Origin of the sequence: Escherichia sp. KTE114 (genome assembly GCF_000407765.1) — a bacterium.
Classification (GTDB): Bacteria; Pseudomonadota; Gammaproteobacteria; order Enterobacterales; family Enterobacteriaceae; genus Escherichia; species Escherichia ruysiae.
Map to the genome: position 1 here is coordinate 3,442,090 of NZ_KE136626.1, position 18,983 is coordinate 3,461,072.

An 18,983-nucleotide genomic window follows, 5' to 3' on the forward strand; every position below is an offset into this window, starting at 1 on the left:
ATACTGGCATTCACACTTCTGACCCGACAAACGCTCTACGAACTGCGGTTCCGGGACGGTAATAAGGAGGTGGCGGCTCTCATGGCCTGTAAGTCCAGGTAAGGGCCAGCGCGGGGAGTTTTCCCCGCGCATCTGGCGGCAGGTTCATTTTCTCATGGCACCCCTTTTTTCCTTTCAGTTAGTACATGTCTTTTTCGATGCGCTGATAGATCCATCGTTACAAACAAATTTGCCACCAGCAGTACAGTGGGATATTCCACCTTTTGCACCAGAACACGGCTTGCGCCCGGCATCGGCATAAAACGAAACAAGCATTCCCATAAACAAGATAAGTGCAAATTTTTTCATATAACCTCCATTGTTTACCAAATCTTATGTTCGGTATAAAAGTTATACGCTGGGTGGACTTGATTTCACTTAGCGAGATCAAAGATTGAGGAAAATGGATTTCAATCTTAACTGAAAGATAAATTGGTTAAATATGAACCAGATAAACACATAAAGGCTAATTATGGTTTTATTTGTCATACAAATAAATATAATAGATGCTTCCGATGTAGACCCGTATTCTTCGCCTGTACACGGGTCTGGTTTAGTACAGGCGCTTTCTTTTATTGTCGTCAGGAACGCTTACGCGGCATCATGCGCAGAAGCGTGTTGTCCTTCCAGAAATAGTGGTGTGCCAATGCAGCAGCAGCATGTAGCCCGATAACGAAATATCCCAAATTTGCCAGCGTTTCATGCCATGACTTTAAAATATCCACCAGATCGAAATTTGGCTCTGACGTGTAAGGCATCGTCACACCGAACGCAAACCAGGGATTGCCACGGTTATACATCATCACGATACCAATCAGCGGCAGCGCGATAAACAGCAGGTAAATGACCAGATGCCCGAGATGCGCGATCCCCGTTATCATCGGTTTCGGTTTAGGCACAATTGGCGGGGTTGGGTATTTCAGCCTTAGCACAAGACGAAGTACCATTAGTACGAGAATTGAAATGCCGCAGGAAACATGGATCATGTTGATGAGCGGCCGATCGCTACGTGGGAAAAAGCCACGAAACTCCATTGCACAATAGGCTGCAATAACCAGCAAAAAGACCAGCCAGTGAATGCCAATTTGTAACCTTGTGTATTTATTTTCCATAACATTTCCTGCTTTAAAACAATTTTCCGTTAACATAACCAGCTTTTCTTAAAATTTCATTAAATATTGTTCGCCCTTTTTCAGTACGTTACGTTTCGCTGCACGAATGTAGATTGCTCATCCCGCCATCCTGGTCTAAGCCTGGAAAGGATCAATTTTCACCCAAGAGTTCCTTACAGGAGAAAACCATGAGTAAAGTTGGCATTAACGGTTTTGGTCGTATCGGTCGACTGGTGTTGCGTCGATTACTTGAGGTCAAAAGCAACATAGACGTTGTCGCTATTAATGATCTCACATCCCCGAAAATTCTCGCCTATCTGCTGAAACATGATTCAAACTACGGCCCGTTCCCCTGGAGCGTTGATTTCACTGAAGATTCACTTATCGTCGATGGGAAAAGCATTGCGGTTTACGCCGAAAAAGAGGCGAAAAATATTCCGTGGAAAGCGAAAGGTGCAGAAATCATTGTCGAATGTACAGGCTTTTATACCTCTGCTGAAAAATCGCAGGCGCATCTGGATGCTGGCGCCAGGAAAGTACTGATTTCCGCCCCTGCCGGTGAGATGAAAACTATCGTTTATAACGTCAATGACGACACTCTGGATGGTAACGACACTATTGTTTCTGTAGCGTCATGTACCACAAACTGTCTTGCGCCGATGGCCAAAGCCTTGCACGACAGTTTTAGAATAGAAGTCGGCACGATGACGACCATTCATGCCTATACCGGCACCCAGTCACTGGTGGATGGTCCGCGTGGTAAAGATCTACGCGCTTCACGTGCGGCGGCAGAAAATATCATTCCCCACACCACTGGCGCGGCAAAAGCCATTGGCCTGGTGATCCCGGAACTGAGCGGCAAACTGAAAGGCCATGCGCAACGCGTACCCGTGAAAACAGGTTCGGTCACCGAACTGGTGTCTATTCTCGGGAAAAAAGTCACTGCCGAAGAGGTGAACAACGCGCTTAAAAAAGCGACAAACAATAACGAGTCATTTGGTTATACCGATGAAGAAATAGTCTCTTCCGATATCATTGGCAGCCATTTCGGTTCGGTGTTTGATGCCACGCAAACGGAAATTACCGCCGTGGGCGATTTACAACTGGTGAAAACAGTCGCCTGGTACGATAACGAATATGGGTTTGTTACCCAGCTTATTCGCACTCTCGAAAAATTCGCCAAACTCTGACAGATACAGGCGGAGAAAAATGCCTCCGCCTGTTTTACACATTATGACTGTAAATAGACTACCTGGGTTTGAAGGTACTCATGCAAGCCATGTTTACCGGTCACTAGAGCAGGCGACATTTTGTGGGCAATTAATAAAGAAGAACGGGAAGTTCCACGGCAGAATACCAGTGGTCACGCCAAGAGCACGTTTAAACAGAAGAATATGATCGCTTTGAATAATTTTTCCCTCATAACGCCGCGCCCACTTCGATTTCAGCCAATTGCTGGATTTTGCCCCTTACTCGACAATCAGCGCACTGATTTCACTGGCGCGTTCGCAGTATTGAAGTTTAACCCGTCAAAACAATCAGATTGATGCTCAAAAGGATCTCAAGAAGATCCTTTTGAGTTTTCTAATCGTTATGCCCTACCAGTTACCATACGGATAGGTTTTCCCTTTGATGAAATCTGGTGTCTTTCCGTAATAAACATACCCGTTAGGATGTTTCGTTACCCCTTTGCATATCAGCATATCATCCCCTGTCAGGGTAAGCTGCCGTGCTGGTTGCTGGAGTACGGATGGGTTCCCGTTATCCTCAAGCCAGATCCGTACAGTACCGCCTGGAGCAAGACCAACAGCCATTCGCTTCCGGTAGTAAGGTTTACCTGGATGATACGGATCAGGATATGCCGTAGCCATCTGCTGCCACGTCTCCCGGCTGAACCAGATCTCCGTTTCATACGCTTTCTTGTCAATAACCGAGTCCCAGCACACCGTCATTCGTACCGGCAGTGCTTTTCCCCGGTTAAAATACCCGCCATACCCCCCTATCAAATCATGCCAGTGCCCGACACTCAGATCACTGATGTCCATAGGATCTAACCGACGGAAGATACTTTCCCGAATATCCCCGTCCTCCAGGTACACCATCGTCACTAGTGCAGGCAGATTTTTCGGGTATATAAAGCTAAAATTCCAGTTATCGTAAGGCAGCTTCTTTCCCCACTGCTCCACGCCGTCTCCCAGCAGCGTCTTTACGCCTGCCCGGCGGTCATGGCAGCCTGAAAGCAGAATGCCCCCCAGCACGGCCACCATCAGCGGTAATCGTCTCATCCCTTCCTCCTCAGAACAGTTCGTCCAGCACGTCCACGTTCGCCCGCGCCCGGTCTTCCCACTGCTGCTGGTCATCCATCCTCCACACCGTCCGCACCCACCCTTTGCCCGGAGCCATCGGCCACACGAACGAGCGGTCGTCAGTCGGCGCATAGTGGTTTCGCAGAAAAACCTCTCCCGAGGACGGACTCACCCACAGGCTCAGGTCCGAGTCGATGTTCCAGTTCGCCGAACAGTGCAGATAACGCCCGATGGTTCGCATCTCCTCCGCCGTGAAGCCCTCCGGCTCTGCGCCACGCCGGATCGCACGCCCCTGGGCTGTTGCTTTGTCACACAGGGGAACCAGCTCAGCAGGAAGAGCTGTGTCAGGGTTTTGCGGGTCAATATCTCCAAATATTACCCCGGCGTCCTGTGCCGCATCGAGCATCACCCGCATACACACCTTTTCCCAGTCGTTCGGCACCGCCCTGCGCGTCATAAACACCGCCGCGCCGGCTTTCTTCTCAAAAATAAAAGCCCGAGCCTTGTCAAGGTTAACCAGCGGCCACGAAATCATTTTTGTCTCCACCTTATCGTGTGGCATCAGGTACTTCAGCGCCGGCAGTGAAAACAGCGCCTGACGCATCTTCTCCGCCTGACGGTACACCGCAGTCTGCGTCTCGTCCGCGCTCTCCGGTATCACATCAAAGTCCGCATCGTCAGCAGGGAAATCTCATCCTCACCCGCGTTGTAGCCCCCGCCAATGTCCGAATGCGCCCCCGGCAGTGCCAGCTCCGGCCACATCCCCGCGATGCTGTTCAGACTGAAGTTATAACGGCACTCGTGCATTGCGCTTATCTGAAACACCTTCTGCGCCACGGAAGGACGCAGCTCAAGGTTGACACCAGGATTACTGCGTCCGTTAATATCGTAGAAATTCAGCAGGCTCCCGATGGCTGCCACTGTGTCAAAAAGCCCCAGAAAGCGCACCTCTCCCGCAGGTTTTCCATGGTATCTGGACATATCCAGCCCGTTCTCTATTGCAGCCACTATCGCCGTATCCTGGTTCATCACCCGGTTGGCAAAGTGCCGTGCCGCTGCCGCGCCGCGACTGAACCCGAACACATCAAACTGCACCTTCGCGATCGCCGCTTTATCGCGGTTACGACTGATAAATATATTCAGTGCGGAAGCAATTTTCTCAAGAGCTTCATCGGTCTTGGTCACCACTCCCTCAAACCGCCGGATAAGGCTGCTGCCCAGCCCCATCCCCAGCAACGAGTCGCTTTTCCCATCTGCCGTCCCGATGCCGCTGACGTAGGCTTTCACCTGCGCCTCCATCTCATCTTCACCAAGGGCAGTATCAGATTTGTAAAGGTCATTGAGCCGGGAAATATTGGTGATGCCGCCCTGCCAGCTGGCGTTGCCTGCCCCCTCTCTGGCGTGTTCTTCATACTTCGCGCACGCCCTGGCTCGTTCCTCACCGACCAAACCGGCGCAGTGGGCATACGCCAACCGCAGATCGTCTGCGTTTGCCCGGTTATTCCCGGTACCATCAAAGAACACCCCCACCGTCAGCGTGATCCCTCTGACCGGCACCCGCCGGCACCGGATGACTTTTCCACTGCATAAAACATCGGTGTAGTGCGTGTTCTCCCCGGTAGTTTCATACCGGTGATAGCCGGTATTACCCGGCTCAGTATTCTCGCCTGCTGCCATAAAAAATCCATTTTGTCTGAAAGGTTAAATCAGGCACATCATACTCCCCCCTTCAGTTCTTAAATAAAATCAACGCTCTATCTTCTGCACAAGATGCAGTTGCCATATTCAAATGTATGGATTCCTGGTGTTCACCGACAGCAACGGAACCACTGATATGCTCTGTCACCCGGATTTAACGGGAGGATACAAGGTGCGGTGCCTGCCGTCCCTGAAGCGGAAGAGATACCGGAGTGCATCCGATCTGCTGAGCAATAGCATTCACAACAACTGAAGGTGTATTCAGGATAATGGCCCTGTATTGGTCATTCCAGCTAGCAGGGAAAGCTCGTCAGTAAGCAAACGCGACTCGTCCCGGTCAAAAAAGTCTGTTCCTGTGTAAACATCAATCATCGTAGATGACAGCATCGTGGAAAAACGATTCTGTGAAGGGCTTCATAAAAACAAGTGTGAAAGGAATAAAAGGCAGAAGTAAAAGTAAAGAGTCATGCCCGTTTGCCAACGGTATTTCACAAACGGGCAATTTTTAACGTAGTGAACGACTTTCCATCGCTTCAATAAGCACAGCGTCGTGTTTCAGCGTCTGCCAGGCCTGGGTGACTTCAGCGGCAAAGTCAACGTGAACGATAAAATCGCGCCCGCGTGGCCCATAGCCATTGCTATCATCACGCAAACGAGGTAGCTCGCCAGTAAGAAGCGATAAATAACGCTCAACTGGCCATAATCCTTCCAGTAGATTAGCAAATGCGACACTGTCTGCGTTATTCACTAATTGTGGTATAAATCCCGGATAACTTAACCAGCGTGGTGCATCGGGGTTGTCCCCGGTCATACGGCGGAACGTCGCCATCGTGCGCCGCTGCATGGTGGGGTCCTGCACGACAATAGCCGTGTGAACCCGTTCTTTGGCCTGATTCAGTAACGCGATACTGAAGCGGGCATTTTCTCCGCAGTTTGTTGACTGGTCTTCAATCAAGATTTTTTCATGTGGAATATGCCAGAACTGATGGGCAATATCTGCGAGGATGGTAGCTTCTGACCTGCCTGTTGTACGAATGGTGTTGTAATGCGGATGCTGGGCGATGGCACTGTATAAAAATGTTGTCGAGTGACCGATACCACCGCTAATCAGTAACGGAATTTGCTGATCTCGGGCAATCTTGCAAGCGGCGTCGATAGTAGGGATAACCGCATTACCTGCAAGGATCACGCAATCAGCCTGATACGGAGCAGCACCGGAGAAATCATCCTGCGCCAGCCATCGACCGATAACGTTTATGGCATCGATGGTTGCCGCCGAAAGCGTCGGAAACGGGGTAATATTCATGGTTCCTCCTTCTCGTTCCCTTAAGAATACTGCGTGAGATAATAATGAGAAGCGGAGCACTCTGAAAGGAGGAGGTCGTATTTCGTTAATCGCCTCTCCGCAAACCTGGCATATGTTTTACAGAAAAGCTGTAGATAAACATTATTCATTTTGCAGCAGAGAATTGTATTTCTCCTGAATCCCTGAACTTTTGCCCTTACCGTTTTCAGATTTAATAAAAAACCCGGCAGCATATGCTTACCGGGTTTTAGATTTATCAGGCAAATAGCAGCGTTATCCGCTAATTTGCTCCATCGCTTGCAGAATACGCTTATCTGAAATCGGATACGGCGTACCGAGTTGTTGGGCGAAGTAACTGACGCGCAGCTCTTCAATCATCCAGCGAATCTCTTTTACGTCTTCATCTTCACGACGTGCTGGCGGCAATTTGTTGATCCACTGCTGCCACGCCTGCTGGACGTTTTCGACTTTCAGCATCTGGGCGCGGTCGCGGTGTGGATCAACCGCCAGTTTCTCCAGGCGTTTTTCAATCGCCTGCAAATAACGCAGCGTATCACCCAGACGTTTGAAGCCGTTACCGGTGACAAAACCGCGATATACCAGCCCGCCCATCTGCGCTTTGATATCTGAAAGTCCCAGCGCCATCGTCATATCAACGCGCCCTTTCAGGCGTTTATTGATATTGAACACCGCTGTGAGGATTTGCTCGACCTGCTTCGCAATATCCACCACCGTGTCGTTCAGTTCGGCGCGCACTTTTTCATGCAGCGCAACAAAGCCTTCTTCCGTCCAGACTGGGCCACCGTTGGCATCGATCAATTTATCCACACCGCAGGAGATACAGTCGTCGATCAGCTCCAGTACTTTGCCATATGGGTTAAAGTACAGCCCTAACTTGGCTTTGTTTGGCAACTTTTCATGCAAGTATTTGATCGGCGATGGAATATTCAGCAGCAGCAAACGGCGAAGACCGTTCCACATCGCTTGCTTTTGTTCCAGCGGATTATCAAACAGTTTGATCGCTACGCTGTCGCGTTCATCCACCAGCGCCGGCCACGCTTTCACTTTGTAGTTGCCACGTTTCTGTTCATAGCTTTCCGGCAGTTGACCAAAACTCCAGATATGTAAGCCGCTCTGCTCAATACCGTCATCCGCCACTGCAGACAGCGTTTCCTGCACTTTGCCTTTCAGCGCGTCTTTCAAATCTTGTAATGAGCGCCCTTCTTTTAGCTTCTTGTTTTTGTCATCCACCACGCGGAATGTGATTTTCAGGTGATCGGGCACCTGATCCCAGTGCCAGTCCTCGCGGTCAACGGTAACGCCGGTCATCCGCCGCAGCTCGCGCTCAAGGCTGTCGAGCAACGGCAGCTCCAGTGGCGTGACGCGGCCTAAGAACGCTTCGGCGTAGTTTGGCGCGGGTACAAAATTACGCCGTACCGGTTTCGGCAACGATTTAATCAGAGCAATCACCAGTTCGCGGCGCAGACCGGGGATCTGCCACTCAAACCCACTCTCCTCAACCTGGTTAAGTAACGGCAGCGGGATATGCACAGTCACACCGTCAGCATCTGCCCCCGGCTCAAACTGATAACTCAAACGCAGCTTGAGATTGCCCTGATGCCAGAAGTTCGGGTAATCCAGCTTGCTGATTTTTTCCGCACCTTCTTTGATCAACATGCTCTTTTCAAAGTTGAGCAAATCAGGCGTTTCGCGGCTGACCTTTTTCCACCAGCTGTCGAAGTGGCGCGAGGAGATGACATCGTGACTGATGCGCTGGTCGTAAAACTCAAACAGCGTTTCGTCATCCACCAGAATATCGCGGCGACGTGATTTGTGTTCCAGCTCTTCCACTTCCGCCCGCAGTTTCAGGTTCTCGCGAAAGAATGCGTGGCGCGTCTGCCAGTCACCTTCCACCAGCGCGTGGCGAATAAAGAGTTCACGACATAACGCCGGATCAATCTGGCTGTAGTTGACCTTGCGCGCGGCAACAATCGGCAATCCATACACAGTGACTTTTTCCGTTGCCATCACCGCGCCCTGCGCCCGTTCCCAGTGCGGTTCGCTGTAGGTGCGTTTAATCAAATGCTGCGCAACGGGTTCCACCCATTCTGGATCGATACGCGCAGCAATGCGCCCCCACAGGCGGCTGGTTTCTACCAGTTCCGCCACCATTACCCATTTCGGTGGCTTTTTGAATAAACCAGAACCGGGGAAGATGGAGAAACGCGCGTTACGTGCACCGGTATATTCCTGTTTATCGGCATCTTTCATGCCGATATGCGAAAGCAAACCGGTCAGTAAGGCGATGTGAATTTCGCGATACTCCGCCGGTTCGCTGTTCACCGGAATGCCGAGTTCTTTCACTACCTGGCGCAACTGGGTGTAGATGTCCTGCCATTCGCGCACGCGCAGATAGTTGAGGTAATCGGTGCGGCACAGGCGACGGAAGGCATTCGAGGAGAGCGCCTTTTGCTGTTCGCCGAGATAATTCCACAGATTAACAAATGCCAGGAAGTCAGACTCTTTATCGTGGAAACGACGATGTTTCTCGTCCGATGCCTGCTGTTTGTCCATTGGACGCTCACGCGGATCCTGAATGGAGAGCGCGGAAGTGATAATCATCGCTTCACGCACGCAGCCATGTTTTTGCGCTTCCAGCACCATTCGCGCCAGACGAGGATCGACAGGCAGTTGCGAGAGTTGGCGACCGAGCGGCGTCAGTTTATAGGCGCAGGCCTGTTCATCAGTGGTGATCGCGCCCAGCTCTTCGAGCAGACGCACGCCATCCTGGATATTGCGTTTATCCGGCGCTTCGACAAACGGGAACGCGGCAATATCGCCCAGCCCCAGCGCAGTCATCTGCAAAATAACCGAGGCCAGGTTGGTACGCAGAATCTCCGGGTCGGTAAACTCCGGGCGCGAGAGGAAATCGTCTTCGGAATAGAGACGAATACAGATCCCTTCTGACACACGTCCGCAGCGACCTTTACGCTGATTAGCAGAAGCCTGCGAAATTGGCTCAATCGGCAAACGCTGCACTTTGGTGCGATAGCTGTAACGGCTGATACGCGCCGTACCGGGGTCGATCACGTATTTAATACCCGGTACGGTCAGCGACGTTTCCGCGACGTTGGTCGCCAGCACAATGCGCCGCCCGCTGTGCGACTGGAACACCCTATTTTGTTCGCTGTTCGACAGTCGTGCGTAAAGCGGCAAGATTTCGGTATGACGCAGATTCAGCTTGTTCAGCGCATCGGCGGTATCGCGAATTTCCCGCTCGCCGCTCATAAAGATCAGGATATCACCAGGAGTTTCCTGGCTTAGCTCTTCTACGGCATCGAAAATGGCCTGCAACTGGTCGCGTTCGGTGTCATCCGCTTCTTCAACAATCGGGCGATAGCGCACTTCCACCGGATAAGTGCGACCGGAGACTTCGATAATCGGCGCATTATTAAAGTGACGTGAGAAACGTTCAGGATCGATGGTCGCCGAGGTGATGATCACTTTCAGATCTGGACGACGCGGCAGCAACTCTTTCAGATAACCGAGCAGAAAATCAATGTTCAGGCTACGCTCGTGCGCTTCATCGATGATGATGGTGTCGTACTGCATCAGCAGGCGGTCTTGCTGGATCTCCGCCAGCAGGATACCGTCGGTCATCAGCTTGACCATCGTGTTATCACTTACGTGATCGCTGAAACGCACTTTGTAACCGATGCAACCACCCGGCTCGGTCTGCAACTCTTCGGCAATACGATTCGCGACGGTTCTTGCTGCCAGACGGCGCGGTTGGGTATGACCGATCAGCCCTTTAATTCCGCGCCCCAGTTCCATACAGATTTTCGGTAACTGAGTGGTTTTACCTGACCCCGTTTCCCCGGCAACGATGACGACCTGGTGGTCACGAATAGCTTCGAGAATGTCCTGTTTTTTCTGACTAACCGGCAAATTGTCCGGATAAGTAATCTCCGGACGTGCCGCTTCACGCAGCAGGACTTTCCCTGCCGCCTGGTCAATCTCTTTTGCCATTTCCTGGAAAATGGCCTGTTGTGCATCAGGATTTTTAACCTTTTTCACACCATGCAGACGGCGGGAAAAGCGCAGCCTGTCACGCAGCATTAGCGAATCCAGCCGCTGTTGCAAGACATTAAAGGTCAATTTTTGTTGTTCTGTCATAACGTTAGAGGGCAGTAGTCTGCCTGATTAATTTTCTTTTAAATGATAGATATAGAGTACCACATCGCGGCTTTCTATGCGTTGTTCAATAAATTCGAACATAGGCTTCGATTTATTGCGCTATCTCTGTGGCAGGATTGTGAATAAAGTGTCAACAAGCAACGGGGCATCGCCCATTCAAACATCTATAAGGAAACACCATGAGCAAGGTATTAGTTCTTAAATCCAGCATCCTGGCAGGGTACTCTCAGTCTAATTTGTTGTCCGATTATTTTGTTGAACAATGGCGCGAAAAGCACACTGCTGATGAAATCACCGTTCGTGACCTGGCAGCAAATCCGATTCCGGTGCTGGATGGCGAACTGGTTGGCGCTCTGCGTCCGAGCGATGCGCCGCTGCCCCCACGTCAACAGGAAGCTCTGGCGCTTTCCGATGAGCTGATTGCCGAGCTGAAAGCCCATGACGTTATCGTGATTGCGGCACCAATGTACAACTTTAACATCTCGACTCAGCTGAAAAACTATTTTGACCTGGTTGCGCGTGCAGGCGTTACTTTCCGCTACACCGAAAACGGTCCGGAAGGTCTGGTAACAGGTAAAAAAGCCATCGTGATTACCAGCCGTGGCGGTATCCATAAAGATGGGCCGACGGATCTGGTGACGCCGTATCTGTCTACGTTCCTGGGGTTTATCGGTATTACCGATGTGAAATTCGTCTTTGCGGAAGGTATTGCCTACGGTCCGGAAATGGCGGCGAAAGCGCAGGCAGACGCCAAAGCAGCAATTGACGCAGTTGTTGCAGCATAAGTTTTAAGAGGCCTCCTGCAAGTGCGGGAGGCTTTTTACTTAACCCGCCTTTTTCGCAATGCTGTCCAGTGTTGCCAACACATCATCAGATAACACTAATTTCCCTGCAGCCATATTCTCCCGCAAGTGCGCAATGGAAGATGTCCCGGGGATCAGCAAAATATTCGCTGAACGTTGCAACAGCCACGCCAGCGCCACCTGCATTGGTGTCACGCCCAGGCTTGCAGCAACATCCGAAAGTGTGGAGGATTGCAGCGGCGTAAAACCGCCGAGCGGGAAGAACGGCACGTACGCAATACCATCGCGAGCCAAAGTATCAATTAATGCGTCATCGGCACGGTGTGCAATGTTGTATTCGTTTTGCACACAAACGATTTCAGCGATTTTGCACGCTTCAGCGACTTGTGTCGGCGTGACATTGCTCAAACCGATATGTTTTACCAGTCCCTGCTGCTGCATCTCTGCCAGCTCGGTCAGGCTGGCTTCAATCGATCCTTCCGTCGGACCGTGACCATCCCCCAGCATTACGCGCAGGTTAACCACATCCAGCACATCAAGCCCCAGATTTCGCAGGTTGTCATGCACCGCCTTTTTCAGTTCTGCGGGAGAGAATGCGGGCAGCCAGGAGGCATCCTCACCACGGCGAGCGCCAATTTTGGTGACAATCGTCAGGTCGTCAGAATAGGGATGCAGTGCTTCACGGATGATCTGGTTGGTGATGTGCGGGCCATAAAAGTCGCTGGTATCAATGTGATTAACGCCCAAAGCAAGTGCCTCACGCAGCACGGTAATAGCAACATGGCGATCTTTCGGCGGACCGAAAACACCAGGCCCTGCCAGCTGCATCGCACCATAACCAAGACGGTTAATGGATTTTGTCCCGAGAATAAATGTGTTGCTGCTCATAACATCCTGCCCTTTAATAAAACGGATAAAGAAAAATCAGTATAGAAATGAAAAGAGATAAATGATGTGAAGGCATAAATAAGATTACTGGATGCGTAGCACTTATTTGACCTGAAAGACTGCCAAAACTCAGGCTGTATAAGATCGTATTCGGCAATAAAAAACCGCAACCAGTATCAGCGTTGCGGTTTTTGTGTCACATGCGAAAAATTAGAACGTTTTCTTAAAGTTCAGCATCACGCCTTTGTCGCTGATGCCGTCCTCTTTCCAGTGGTAAGCATCCAGATGCAGCGAACTTTCTTTGCTACTGTACTTCACGCCGACGCTTGCCAGGCTGTTAATACCGCCGCCCTTCTGCCCGTCGTCAACGTTAAACTGCTGACCACCTGTCCCGGCAAGGCTCGCCGTGCGCTGGCTCTTCGCATAACTCAGGTTCGGCCCGCCCTCCAGCGTGGCGTTCGCGCTCCAGCCGTCTTTCCCTGCGTAGTTCAGTTTCAGCCCGACGATGCTGTCCACCGCCGTTTCGCTGCCACTGTTCATATTCAGGTTAAAGTCACCGGCATTACGTTCCTGATAACCGCCTTCCAGCGTGTGGCGCAGTTTCACTCCGGCATACGGCGTGATTTTCAGCCCTTCGCGCGGTTCAAAGGTTTTCGCCCCTTCGCTGCGGAATTCCAGGTACTGCTGCTTCACGTCGGTATTGGCTGTTTTACTTACGTCGCCGTAAGCTACGGCACGGCTGCTGTCGAGGTTATGAACGTCATAACGCAGGGCGTTATTCCAGTTCACGCCATTCTCAAAGGTCATCTGATGTTGCAGGCCAAAGAACTGGCTGTAACCACCGGTCACGCCGTTGTCCCCGGCCTTGTCAGAACCGTTGCCATCCAGACGGGCGATGCCGTACTCCAGGCTCAGGCTCTGGCTGTCACTCAGGTCAAGCGTTTTACGCAGCGCCAGCATGTCGTATTGCGTGTCGTTGCCCAGTTCCGCGCGCGGATCGCCTTTTGCCACCACGTTGAACGCAAGACCATTGCCCACCTTCGGCGCGGCATCCGCCAGCATACTGAAGCGGTTGCTTAACACGCGGGCTTCGCGGAACACGGTGGTCGCCTGGCTGCCGCTGATTTGCTTCAGCGCACTGTTAAGCTCCGCCGTGGTGCCCACGTTCAGGCTGGTGTACAGCTCGTTATTGGTGTAGCCCGCGTCCAGCGCCTTCGCCACACCGTCAACGGAGGCATCCGTTGCGACATCGGTGTAGGTGTTTTTGGTCATCGTCACGTCTACGTTGCCGCTCGCATCCGTACTTCCTTGCGCATTCCACATCACAGTAGTGGACGTGATGGCGTTCGCGTCAGTGAGGTTGCTGCCCTGCACCACGTTATCAAAGTTAACGGTGGTCTCTGCTGTACCCGCAGCGAAGCCAGTGTTGATCTCCACGCCGTTCATGCTGGCGTTATTGACCATCAACCTGCCTGCGCTGCCGTCGGCGTTAGTGCCCACAACATAGCCGTTGAGGTTGTTGGTAGCGCCAGCTTCGCCACTTGAGTTATCAGCAAACGATGTCACCGTAGTATTTGGTACATCCGGCAATGTGTAATCGCCGTAATGGACTTCGGTGGTATTACCGTTGTTACCATTAACCCCTTCCACATTCACGCTGTCGCCCTGTTTAATCAAGCCAGATCCGGTTACGTCATCGGCGATAACTACCGTACCGTTGTTAACAACGTGGCCCTGTGCGCCCAGCTTACTGAAAGCAAAAGAGTTATTGGCATAGATATTAATGGTGCCGTTGTTCTCAATGACTGCGTCCGCCGTAGCGTTAGCATCCAGTTGCATACCAATCAGGCCGGTATCGGTCGTGCCTTCCGTTCCCAGGTTAATGATGCCTTCGTTGACCAGTTGCGCATTATTATTCCCTTCCATCGCCACGGCATTGTTGCCGCTGATGTTCATGGTGCCGTCATTCTGCGCGACATAGTTGTTATGGGTGAATTTCACCGCGCTGGCGTTATCACGGTCGAAATTAATCTCACCTTCGCTCATGTTCCAGAAGAACGCGTCGGTCGCCGCCGCGTTACTGGCGCTGACAACAATAGATTTGGCGGTTGAATCCACTTTACCGTTGTTGATAAAGCGCCCGTTATTCCCCCAAATATTAACAGCGCCGTTATTTGAGGAATCGATCAACGACATATGCCCGGTGTTGTACAACGTACCAGACTGATTCAGGTGAATAGCGTTTTTAGCATTATTAAGAATAAACTCACCGCTGTTATTAAATACGGCGTTATTGTTTATTTCTAACATGCCGGCATTGGTGCCACCACTGCTCTCGCCAAGAATCCATTCACCTTCGTTATTCACCACGGCTTTATTGGTTAACATAGCACCGTTTTTAACCGTGCCGCCCTGCTGGTTGTTGAAGGTGCCGTTTTGTTGAGTGATACGGCCGGTAATTACACCGCTGTTATTAACAGTACCGTCTTTCTGTACCAGTTTATTGATGGTCCCTGTATTGCTCACCAATGCATTACTGGCGCCAGCATATATCGTTACCTGGCCTGACACCGTACCGTCGTTATTCAGCGTGCCGCCGTTCACATCAATGTTGTTAATTTTACCTGCGTTATCAACTACGCCGCCGTCATTCAGTTTAATCATGTTACTGATATTTCCGGTTGCGGTATTATCCAGTTCACCGCTCAGAACTGTCAGCATCTGGCTGGTAACAGTTCCTGCGTTGGTAACGCTACCCGGCGTGGTATTGGTTATTACAACGGATTGAGTAAAGTTGGTTGACTGCCCTTCGGCGGTGATCGTATCTCCCCCGGTGTAGACAAGGCTAACTGCCGGATCGGTCGGGTTATACACACCGGCGGTTTGGCAATTGCCAAACGTACAGATAGTGCCGTAATTGATAATGGTGCCCAAACCGTCAGTATAAAAAGCCTGTCCGACATCGGTATCAATATTGATCACACCGGTTTTGTCATTAATCGCCACGCCGGTGCCAACAGCGCCCATTGCGAACAGTTGGTTATTCTGTTGCTTCGTGACGTTTTCATCCGTCGTCAGATTGATAGTGCCCTGGTTTACCGCTGTACCGCCGTTCAGCGCCAGCATACCAAAACCTTCATTGTTGACGTTGATTGTGCCTGTATTCAACCCGGTGGCATCTGCCCAGCCAGTCTCGGTCGACCCCACCAGCATACCGCCGCCCATTAGATACGGAGTATTCGTCTGCCAATAGGCTTCGCTGGTGATATTGCCATTATCATCCAGCGTCGGGATAAAACTATCGACGTTAATTTCTCCGGCATTAATGGCAGTACCTTTTGCTGAAGAAACGCCATAGGTTCCTGCGCCATGCAGATTAATCAGCGCATTAGCTTCGTTAGTGGCTTGCCCATAATTATCCGCCATTAAGGCGAAGAACACTCTGTTATACCAGGGAAGGGGGTAAGCCGCTTCGCCATCACCTCCTTGTGGCGTGGTGGCGGAAACTACGTTAATTGTACCGCCAGTCGCATTTGTCGCATTTGATCCCTCTCCGCTGGCGTGAACCATCGCAACCTTTGAGTCACTGGCCTGATTTTCTCCCGGCAACGCCGTTATGGTGCCGAAATTAGTGACGGTTCCGCCTGCGCGAGCCACCATCAACTCCTGTGAGGTAGCCGCATTAATGGTTCCGTAGTTATCAATATGCGTTCCGGAGTCATTTGCCATAAGAACGGCGTAAGGATAAATATATTGGGTATTGATTAAATTGCCGGTAACGTCAATAACGGAGTCTCTGTTGAGAGTGACCGTTGCACCATCCGAAGCTGCAACAAGCGTCACCTGGCCCCGCAGCGTGCTGGCATCCACGCTGGAGTGACCACTGACGTTAACCGTATTCACGCCAGAAACGTTAACACCGGTTACAACCTCCTCAGCGCCTGTTCCTGAAACGTTAATACCGCCCTGCAGATTAACGGTATTACCTTTACCAGTAACGTTGATCCCCCGCATATTGGCTTCCACCGTAGCCATCCCCTCATTGAATGAGAAGTTTATGCTGCCGTTTAAATCAATGGTGTTATTATCACCGCTAATATTTATCCCATCCAGCGGTGACGGTACGCGGGTACTTTCGGCCCCCATACTCGATATCAGGTTGATATTTCCGTCCAGGGTGATATCGCTACTATTACCCGTCATATTGATACCCGTTGCGCCCTGGAACAATCCGCTATCGTCTTTTTCCTGGATAACGTTGATATCTCCCCGCAACTCGACCTGCTCGCGATCGCCCGTAATAGCGACACCCGTACCATTTTTTGAGATGTCGATTTCGCCAACATTGGTAAACTGTACGTCATCGCCGTCGATCATGACGCCGTTCGAATTCTTATCCACAACGGTAATTTTGCCCGTGTTGCCGATGGTCGCGCGATCGCCGCTGACATCAATGCCGTGCGCTGCACCGCTAACAAACAGGTCGCCATTCTGGAGGACACGGGTATCATCGCCAGTTAACCGTGTACCCACCGCGTTCACCCCATCAACGGTCATATCCCCTGAAATTTCGAGGTTGTTTCCGTTGCCAGATAAACTTACGCCCGTTGCATTTTCACCTTCAATACTCAGCTCATAAGTTGTCAGCGTGATGCTGTTGCTGCTGCCGCTTACCTCCAGCCCGGTCGTGGCGTCGTTGACGGACATCTTGCCTGAAAGTGAAATACTGCCCTCATCACCGGCAACGTTAACGCCCGTACCACTATTTTTGGTGGTGATATCCCCCACGTTGACGAAGGTGGCGTTGTCGCCGTCGATCAGCACACCGAATGGATTGCCATCGTGCCCTGTCTCGCCAACCGTAATATCACCGATATTCATAAACGTGACATCACTGCCATCCAGCAATACGCCAATGGATTTATCATCCACTACGGTAATATTGCCTTTGTTACTGACAATGGTGCCGTTACCCTCGACGTCAATACCGTGTGCAGCGCCGCTGACGTAAAGATCGCCTTCCTGCTTGATAAGCGCGTCATCACCGATAATTTTGGTCGCCGCCGAGTTTTCACCATCGACGGTCATATTCCCTTTATTATCAATAACAGCATCGTCACCGTTAATCAGGCTACCTGTACCGCCGTTAGTAAATGTGGCGTCACCCTGGGTATTAATCGTCGCGTTGTCACCGTTGACAATAACGGCCGTACCGCCATCCACTTCGGTTTCACCATTGTTATTGATGGTGATGTTATCGCCCGTCAGGATACCGACAATGGAACCTTCGCCAATCGCAGTGGTTTTACCGTCATTGTTCAGAACAATATTATCGCCTTCCACGGTCATTACCGTACCGCCATTCAGCGCGGTGTTGCCGCCCTGGTCGGTAATAATGGCGTCACTGACTTTGATATCGTTGCCCGTGGTTCCATCAACTACCACACCAGCTTCTTTGGTGATGTGGATTTTGCCCTCGTCGTCGTAGCTCCAGGTGATTCCACCCGCTTTGTTAACACCTTCGAAGACTGCCGTGTTGCTGTCTTCATTTACCTTCCACTGTTTGACAATTGTCTGGCGACCGTCTTTTGCCGTCAGGGTATAGCTGCCATCCGCATTCTCGGTGTAGGTAAACGTTGCGTTACGGATTTGCAGCGTTTTTTCAGCTTGATCCCAGGTCACGTTGTTGTTGTATTTGATCGGGTCCGGTTTATCATCCGGTGGTACTGGCGTGTCTCCGCCATCGTCCGGCGGCACTGGCGTGTCACCACCATCATCTGGCGGTACTGGCGTGTCTCCGCCATCGTCCGGCGGTACTGGTGTATCACCGCCATCATCCGGTGGTACTGGTGTATCACCGCCATCGTCCGGCGGTACTGGTGTATCACCGCCATCGTCCGGCGGTACTGGCGGGTCACCACCATCATCTGGCGGTACTGGCGTGTCTCCGCCATCGTCCGGCGGTACTGGTGTATCACCGCCATCATCTGGCGGTACTGGTGTATCACCGCCATCGTCCGGCGGTACTGGCGTATTACCGCCATCATCCGGCGGTACTGGCGTATTACCGCCATCATCCGGCACCGGAGACCGATCGTCGTGATGGTGATTATTATCATCGTGTAGGGCATAGACCGCGACACCTGTTACTACCGCCGCCAGACCAGCGGCAGCCCAGGGTAAAACGGCACTGTCTTTAAGATCTCTACATTCTGCCGGTAAATTCTCAAGCTGTTCTTTATTTAATATGTGAATATTTGCCGGACAGGATATTTTGCTGGATTTCCGTGTTTCGTCGGCTGACTCGGTTGTAGTGGTATCCGCAGCCCATGTCTGGCTACTTAACGCCATCGCAACACAGACAGACAACAATTTTTTCCTTTGCATATATAACTCCTTAAAAATAGTTCTTGCATAACAAACTACACAAGACTTAAAGACAGAAAGCACTAAATGCTTGCAACGAAGCATTTAATAAACAAAATTTATTTTATTCATGCGGCGAATACTAAGATAGAACAGTTCAGAAATAACAATAAAACAATTATTAAATTATATTCTGCGAGAAAATCATTTTAAACAAATAATTAAAGACCGGAGAGAAAAAGACATTAATAATTCATTCATACAGAAA

The 18,983-nt window shown here is 51.0% G+C and carries 12 protein-coding genes and 1 pseudogene; 3 read left to right on the forward strand and 10 right to left on the reverse strand.

Annotation, left to right across the window (positions count from 1 at the left end; genetic code table 11):
• Positions 1-102: Hok/Gef family protein (locus tag WC5_RS24305; protein ID WP_032159900.1), on the forward strand; the 102-nt coding region annotated here is incomplete at its 5' end.
• A gap of 72 nt (positions 103-174) precedes the next feature.
• Here the strand turns inward: WC5_RS24305 and WC5_RS04890 are convergent.
• Together WC5_RS04890 and cybB are read right to left on the reverse strand one after the other, a co-directional pair.
• The gene (locus WC5_RS04890; RefSeq protein ID WP_000712683.1) at positions 175-348 is read right to left on the reverse strand and encodes a YdcA family protein; all 174 of its coding nucleotides are present in this window, start codon (positions 346-348) and stop codon (positions 175-177) included.
• Positions 349-620: 272 nt separating this feature from the next.
• Complete coding sequence (gene cybB / locus WC5_RS04885) at positions 621-1,151, reverse strand: cytochrome b561 (protein WP_010349378.1); 531 nt, start codon at positions 1,149-1,151, stop codon at positions 621-623.
• Positions 1,152-1,339: 188 nt separating this feature from the next.
• Here cybB and gap point away from each other — a divergent pair, with 188 nt between their 5' ends.
• Positions 1,340-2,341, forward strand: a complete 1,002-nt coding sequence (gap, locus tag WC5_RS04880; RefSeq protein ID WP_000048678.1) for a type I glyceraldehyde-3-phosphate dehydrogenase — start codon at positions 1,340-1,342, stop codon at positions 2,339-2,341.
• A 95-nt stretch (positions 2,342-2,436) separates the two neighbouring features.
• Here the strand turns inward: gap and WC5_RS24960 are convergent.
• From WC5_RS24960 to hrpA, 6 genes and pseudogenes are all read right to left on the reverse strand, one after another.
• Positions 2,437-2,659, reverse strand: a pseudogene (locus WC5_RS24960) (aldehyde dehydrogenase family protein); the annotation flags it as partial.
• A gap of 90 nt (positions 2,660-2,749) precedes the next feature.
• Positions 2,750-3,436 (reverse strand): DUF2931 family protein, encoded by a 687-nt coding sequence (locus WC5_RS04875; protein ID WP_001253646.1) that lies wholly within the window; start codon positions 3,434-3,436, stop codon positions 2,750-2,752.
• A gap of 10 nt (positions 3,437-3,446) precedes the next feature.
• Complete coding sequence (locus WC5_RS25910) at positions 3,447-4,061, reverse strand: hypothetical protein (RefSeq protein ID WP_286132433.1); 615 nt, start codon at positions 4,059-4,061, stop codon at positions 3,447-3,449.
• 53 nt (positions 4,062-4,114) lie between these two features.
• Positions 4,115-5,134 (reverse strand): T6SS phospholipase effector Tle1-like catalytic domain-containing protein, encoded by a 1,020-nt coding sequence (locus WC5_RS25915; RefSeq protein WP_016231712.1) that lies wholly within the window; start codon positions 5,132-5,134, stop codon positions 4,115-4,117.
• Between the two features lie 526 nt (positions 5,135-5,660).
• Positions 5,661-6,461: a DUF218 domain-containing protein YdcF gene (ydcF, locus tag WC5_RS04870; protein ID WP_001027915.1), complete on the reverse strand. Its 801-nt coding sequence runs from the start codon at positions 6,459-6,461 to the stop codon at positions 5,661-5,663.
• Positions 6,462-6,734: 273 nt separating this feature from the next.
• On the reverse strand, positions 6,735-10,637 hold the full coding sequence (hrpA, locus tag WC5_RS04865; RefSeq protein ID WP_000139506.1) for an ATP-dependent RNA helicase HrpA: 3,903 nt from the start codon (positions 10,635-10,637) through the stop codon (positions 6,735-6,737).
• 200 nt (positions 10,638-10,837) lie between these two features.
• Here hrpA and azoR point away from each other — a divergent pair, with 200 nt between their 5' ends.
• Complete coding sequence (gene azoR / locus WC5_RS04860; protein WP_000048933.1) at positions 10,838-11,443, forward strand: FMN-dependent NADH-azoreductase; 606 nt, start codon at positions 10,838-10,840, stop codon at positions 11,441-11,443.
• A gap of 39 nt (positions 11,444-11,482) precedes the next feature.
• On the opposite strand, the gene WC5_RS04855 is transcribed toward azoR, so the two are convergent.
• A complete protein-coding gene (locus WC5_RS04855; protein ID WP_000097781.1) occupies positions 11,483-12,349 on the reverse strand; it encodes an aldo/keto reductase family oxidoreductase in 867 nt (288 codons plus the stop codon).
• A gap of 210 nt (positions 12,350-12,559) precedes the next feature.
• A complete protein-coding gene (locus WC5_RS25690) occupies positions 12,560-18,736 on the reverse strand; it encodes a pectate lyase-fold domain-containing protein (RefSeq protein WP_016231714.1) in 6,177 nt (2,058 codons plus the stop codon).
• Between the last annotated feature and the right edge of the window lie 247 nt (positions 18,737-18,983).